We start from the raw sequence: 5,431 nt of genomic DNA, 5'->3' as shown, positions 1-5,431 counted from the left end.
CGAACCCAGGCTCGGATCCAGCGGAGGCAGCCGAGGAGGGGGTCGGCTCTACAAAGCCGGGATTCGTTCAGGTCCGGCGGGGCGGGATAAGGAGGGGCTATCGGCCCATCTTCACGGAAAGCCACGATTTCCCTTGTCATACAACCGCTTGCGGGATGGCGACGACCGGATTCATCGAAGGCTCATCGCATTTTAATAGACTCCATCTATCAAATAGATGAAATCAATGCATTGTTCTTATCGCTGATGAATCGGTAACCTAGCTCCTGTCGATTCACCCACTCCCCTTCACCCAGAGGAAAAACGATGTCCCTCATCAACACCCAGATCCAGCCGTTCGAAGCCAACGCCTACCACAACGGCGAGTTCATCAAGGTTTCCGATGCCAGCCTGAAGGGCCAGTGGTCCGTCCTGATCTTCATGCCGGCCGCGTTCACCTTCAACTGCCCGACCGAGATCGAAGACGCCGCCGAGCACTACGCCGAGTTCAAGAAGGCCGGCGCCGAGGTCTACATCGTCACCACCGACACCCACTTCTCGCACAAGGTGTGGCACGAAACCTCGCCGGCCGTCGGCAAGGCCCAGTTCCCGCTGGTCGGCGACCCGACCCACAAGCTGACCCGCGCCTTCGGCGTGCACATTGATGAAGAAGGCCTGGCCCTGCGCGGCACCTTCATCATCAACCCGGAAGGCGTGATCAAGACCCTGGAGATCCACTCCAACGAGATCGCCCGTGACGTCTCCGAGACCCTGCGCAAGCTGAAGGCTGCCCAGTTCACCGCCGCCAACCCGAACCAGGTCTGCCCGGCCAAGTGGAAGGAAGGCGAGAAGACCCTGACCCCGTCGCTGGACCTGGTCGGCAAGATCTAAAGCAGCACCGGCCTGCCGCGGCCCCACGCCGCGGTGTGCCCTTCATCCCCGTGCCGGCCCCACGCCGGCGTGGGGGTGAACCCAAGACGGCCGCGCCCGCATCGCCCCTTCCACAGGTCCGCGCTGCCCTCTTGGGTTCACCCCTACCCCTCGCTGGTCCGCTACCTTTCACAGCGGTGCCACGCCCCCTGTTTGCCTGAAGCCAGGAGAAGACCATGTTGGACGCCAACCTGCAGTCGCAGCTGAAGACCTATCTGGAGCGCGTGACCCGCCCGATCCAGATCACCGCGCACGCCGACGACGGTGCCAAGTCGCAGGAAATGCTGGAACTGCTGCAGACCCTGGAAAGCCTGTCGGACAAGATCTCGCTGCAGGTCCTGCGCGACGGCCAGGGCCGCGTGCCGTCCTTCGACCTGGGCACCCCGGGCCAGGACATCCACCTGACCTTCGCCGGCCTGCCGATGGGCCACGAGTTCACCTCGCTGGTGCTGGCCCTGCTGCAGGTCGGCGGCCACCCGTCCAAGGCCACCGCCGAGCTGATCGAGCAGGTGCGGAACCTGGAAGGCGATTACCGCTTCGAGACCTACTTCTCGCTGTCCTGCCAGAACTGCCCGGACGTGGTGCAGGCGCTGAACCTGGCCGCCGTGCTCAACCCGCGCATCCAGCACGTGGCCATCGATGGCGCACTGTTCCAGGACGAAGTGGAGAAGCGCGAGATCATGTCCGTGCCCACCGTGTACCTCAACGGTGAAGTGTTCGACCAGGGCCGCATGACTCTGGAACAGATCGTGGCGAAGCTGGACACCAACGCCGGCAAGCGCGACGCCGAGAAGATCGCCGCCAAGGACGCCTTCGACGTGCTGGTGGTCGGTGGTGGCCCGGCCGGCGCCGCAGCGGCCATCTACGCCGCGCGCAAGGGCATCCGCACCGGCATCGCCGCCGAGCGTTTCGGTGGCCAGGTGCTGGACACGATGGCGATCGAGAACTTCATTTCAGTGAAGGAGACCGAGGGCCCGAAGCTGGCCACCGCGCTGGAACAGCATGTGCGCGAGTACGAGGTGGACATCATGGATCTGCAGCGCGCCACCGCGCTGGTGCCGGCCGGCGAAGACGGCCTGGTGCAGGTGCAGCTGGAAAACGGTGCGGTACTGAAGTCGCGCTCGGTCATCCTGTCCACCGGCGCACGCTGGCGGCAGATGAACGTGCCGGGCGAAGACCAGTACCGCAACAAGGGCGTGGCCTACTGCCCGCACTGCGACGGCCCGCTGTTCAAGGGCAAGCGCGTGGCGGTGATCGGTGGCGGCAACTCCGGCGTGGAAGCGGCCATCGATCTGGCCGGCATCGTGTCGCATGTGACCCTGCTGGAGTTTGATTCCAACCTGCGCGCCGATGAAGTGCTGCAGAAGAAGCTGCGCAGCCTGGGCAACGTGACCGTGCTGACCAGCGCGCAGACCACCGAAGTGCTCGGCGATGGCAGCCGCGTCACCGGCCTGGTCTACAAGGACCGTGTCGGCGGCGATGCCCACCGGGTCGAACTGGAAGGCATTTTCGTGCAGATCGGCCTGCTGCCCAACACCGAATGGCTGAAGGACAGCGTGGCGCTGTCGCCGCGTGGCGAGATCGTCATTGATGACCGCGGGCAGACCAACCTGCCGGGCGTGTTCGCCGCAGGCGATTGCACCACGGTACCCTACAAGCAGATCATCATCGCCATGGGCGCCGGTTCCACCGCGGCACTGAGCGCCTTCGACCACCTGATCCGTTCGTCCGTGAGCAAGGGCAGCGGCGCGGTGGCCGAGGCGGCCTGATCATTCGTTCCCAGGGTATCGGGGGCACCATTGCCTGCTGGGTGAGCCGGTACGTTACCCCTGGGGTCTTACGATGAATCTTCGCGATCTGAAATACCTGGTGGCCCTGGCCGATCACAGGCACTTCGGCCGGGCTGCCGCCTCCTGTTTCGTCAGCCAGCCCACGCTGTCCACCCAGATCCGCAAGCTGGAAGAGGAGCTGGGTGTATCGCTGGTGGAACGCGCACCGCGCAAGGTGATGCTGACCCCGGCCGGGCAGGAAGCAGCGATGCGGGCACGGGTGATCGTGTCCGAAGTGGAACAACTGAAGGAAGCGGCGCGACGCAGCCGCGATCCGGAAGCCGGCACGGTGCGCCTGGGGATCTTCCCGACCCTGGGCCCCTACCTGCTGCCGCATGTGATCCCGCGCATCCGCGACCGCTTCCCCGAACTGGAACTGCTGCTGGTCGAGGAAAAAAGCGACGTGCTGCTGGAGCGCCTGCGCGAAGGCAAGCTGGACGCCGCGCTGCTGGCGCTGCCGGTGATCGACGACCAGCTGCATGCCGAATTCCTGTTCGAGGAACCGTTCCTGCTGGCCGTGTCCGGGCGCCACCCGCTGGCCCGCCGCGAACATCTGGACGTGCAGGAACTGGCCACGCAGAAGCTGCTGCTGCTGGAAGATGGCCACTGCCTGCGTGACCAGGCGCTGGAAGTGTGCCGCCTGTTCGGCGCCAACGAGAAATCCGAATTCCGCGCCACCAGCCTGGAAACGCTGCGACAGATGGTCGCCGCCGACGTCGGCATCACCCTGCTGCCGAGCCTGTCGGTGCAGCCGCCGGTGCCACGCTCGAACAACATCCGACTGCTCGACTTCACCGGCGAAGGCCGCCCCAGTCGGCGTATCGCCATGGTCTGGCGGCGCAGCTCGGCCATGCATGGCTTCCTGCTGGAGCTGGCCGACCAGTTCAAGCGCCTGCCGCAGGCACTGTTCACCCTCGATGCCGAGGGCGTGCCGGCCGGCGCCGCACCGGACATGCCCGGCCCGCTGCTGAACGGCTGATCCGGCAGCGCCGGCGCGCTGCCGCGGCGGGAGTCGATTCCGGCCGCATTTGTCCCCACAATACAGTCAGGCGGCGCCAGGTGGTGCCGCCTTTTGCATGGCTTTCAATCAAGGAGCACCACCATGAACACCGCCAGCGGCCTGCCGCCGTCCATCACTGTGTCGACCTTCGACATGGACCGCCTCGAGGCCATGCTTGATTCGCCTGCGCTGAGCCAGACGCCTGCCGCGCTCGCGCTTGCCGAAGAACTCAACCGGGCCACCGTGCTGGCGCCGGACCAGATTCCCGAAGGCATCGTCATGATGCATTCGCGCGTGGAGTGCGAAGATGAAGTGTCGGGCGAGAAGCACGTCCTGACCCTGGTCTTCCCCCGCGAAGCCAATGTCGATGAAGGCAAGGTGTCCGTGCTGGCCCCGGTCGGCACTGCCCTGCTTGGCCTGGCCATCGGCCAGAGCATCGACTGGAACGCGCCCGGCGGCCGCAAGCTGCGCCTGCGCGTGACTGCGGTTCACAACGACCGTCCCTGATTACCGCTGCGCACCGCGCGCGATTCGATTTCCCTGCACCAGGAGCCGTAATGAGTACCCCGTCCAAACTGTCCCAGCTGCGCGAACTGTCGGTGGTTGTCGCCGATACCGGTGACTACGACGCGATCAAGCGCCTGCAGCCGGTGGATTGCACCACCAACCCGACCCTGGTGAAGAAGGCGCTGGACCTGCCGGTCTATGCCGAGCTGATCGAACGCGAACTGGCCTGGGGCCGCCAGCAGGGCGGTGACCGCGAAGCCGTGGTGCACGCCGTGGCCGACCGCCTGACCATCGGCGTCGGCGCGCTGCTGAGCACGCTGGTGCCGGGCCGCGTGTCCACCGAAGTGGATGCCGACCAGGCCCACTACACCGGGGCCACCGTGGCCAAGGCCCGCCAGTTCATCCAGATGTACGCCGATGCCGGCGTGCCGCGCGAGAAGATCCTGATCAAGATCGCCGCGACCTGGGAAGGCGTGGAAGCCGCGCGCATCCTGCAGGCCGAGGGCATCGACTGCAACCTGACCCTGATCTTCAACCCGACCCAGGCCCTGGCCTGCAGCGAAGCCGGCGCGTTCCTGATCTCGCCGTTCGTCGGCCGCATCCTGGACTGGTACGTGGCCAACGGCCAGACCCCGGCCAACATCGACGAAGACCCGGGCGTGAAGTTCGTGCGCGGCGTGTATGCCGAGTTCAAGCGCCGCGGTTCGCCGACGGTGGTGATGGGCGCCTCGTTCCGTTCGACCGCGCAGATCGAAGCGCTGGCCGGCTGCGACCGCCTGACGATCTCGCCGGACCTGCTGGAGAAGCTGGACGCCGACCACGGCGAGCTGCCGCGCAAGCTGGTGGCCGGTGCGGCCGACGGCGTGGCGGCCACTCCGATCGACGCGGTGAAGTTCGCGGCGGATCTGGCGGCGGACCCGATGGCGACCGAGAAGCTGGCGACGGGTATCGATGCGTTCGCCAAGGATCTGCAGGCGCTGCGCGAGCGGATCCGCTCGGAACTGTGATTCCGGCCAACGGCTGAGCCCCTCGTGTCGGGGGGCTTGTAGAGTCGAGCTTGCTCGACTGACTGCTGGAGCAACAGCCGCGCTGGGTCGGGCGGGTTGGGTTCGCGGGAGACGCCGTGAATCCATCCCTGGAGGCTTGGCCGCCGCATCCATGCGGCGGACACTCCCGCGAACCCAAC

At 66.2% G+C, this 5,431-nt stretch carries 5 protein-coding genes; all 5 read left to right on the top strand.

What is annotated here, in order from left to right; genetic code table 11:
• The first annotated feature begins 306 nt into the window (after positions 1-306).
• On the top strand, positions 307-870 hold the full coding sequence (gene ahpC / locus DCO49_RS19255) for an alkyl hydroperoxide reductase subunit C (RefSeq protein ID WP_116865358.1): 564 nt from the start codon (positions 307-309) through the stop codon (positions 868-870).
• Between the two features lie 215 nt (positions 871-1,085).
• Entirely contained in the window at positions 1,086-2,678 is a 1,593-nt protein-coding gene (ahpF, locus tag DCO49_RS19250) for an alkyl hydroperoxide reductase subunit F (protein WP_116865357.1), read from the top strand.
• A 73-nt stretch (positions 2,679-2,751) separates the two neighbouring features.
• Complete coding sequence (locus DCO49_RS19245) at positions 2,752-3,717, top strand: LysR substrate-binding domain-containing protein (protein ID WP_116865356.1); 966 nt, start codon at positions 2,752-2,754, stop codon at positions 3,715-3,717.
• Between the two features lie 123 nt (positions 3,718-3,840).
• Positions 3,841-4,245 (top strand): nucleoside diphosphate kinase regulator, encoded by a 405-nt coding sequence (gene rnk, locus DCO49_RS19240; RefSeq protein WP_116865355.1) that lies wholly within the window; start codon positions 3,841-3,843, stop codon positions 4,243-4,245.
• A 50-nt stretch (positions 4,246-4,295) separates the two neighbouring features.
• On the top strand, positions 4,296-5,252 hold the full coding sequence (locus DCO49_RS19235) for a transaldolase (protein ID WP_116865354.1): 957 nt from the start codon (positions 4,296-4,298) through the stop codon (positions 5,250-5,252).
• Positions 5,253-5,431 lie beyond the last annotated feature (179 nt).

The sequence above is a fragment of the Stenotrophomonas sp. SPM genome, from assembly GCF_003105135.1.
In the GTDB taxonomy this organism is placed as follows: domain Bacteria; phylum Pseudomonadota; class Gammaproteobacteria; order Xanthomonadales; family Xanthomonadaceae; genus Stenotrophomonas.
The sequence above is the reverse complement of the archived record's forward strand: the minus strand, read 5'-3'. Positions and strand labels throughout refer to the sequence as shown.

Coding starts and splice junctions, on each gene's coding strand:
- ahpC (WP_116865358.1), top strand. CDS start 307: ATGTCCCTCATCAACACCCAGATCCAGCCGTTCGAAGCCAACGCCTAC.
- rnk (WP_116865355.1), top strand. CDS start 3,841: ATGAACACCGCCAGCGGCCTGCCGCCGTCCATCACTGTGTCGACCTTC.
- ahpF (WP_116865357.1), top strand. CDS start 1,086: ATGTTGGACGCCAACCTGCAGTCGCAGCTGAAGACCTATCTGGAGCGC.
- DCO49_RS19245 (WP_116865356.1), top strand. CDS start 2,752: ATGAATCTTCGCGATCTGAAATACCTGGTGGCCCTGGCCGATCACAGG.
- DCO49_RS19235 (WP_116865354.1), top strand. CDS start 4,296: ATGAGTACCCCGTCCAAACTGTCCCAGCTGCGCGAACTGTCGGTGGTT.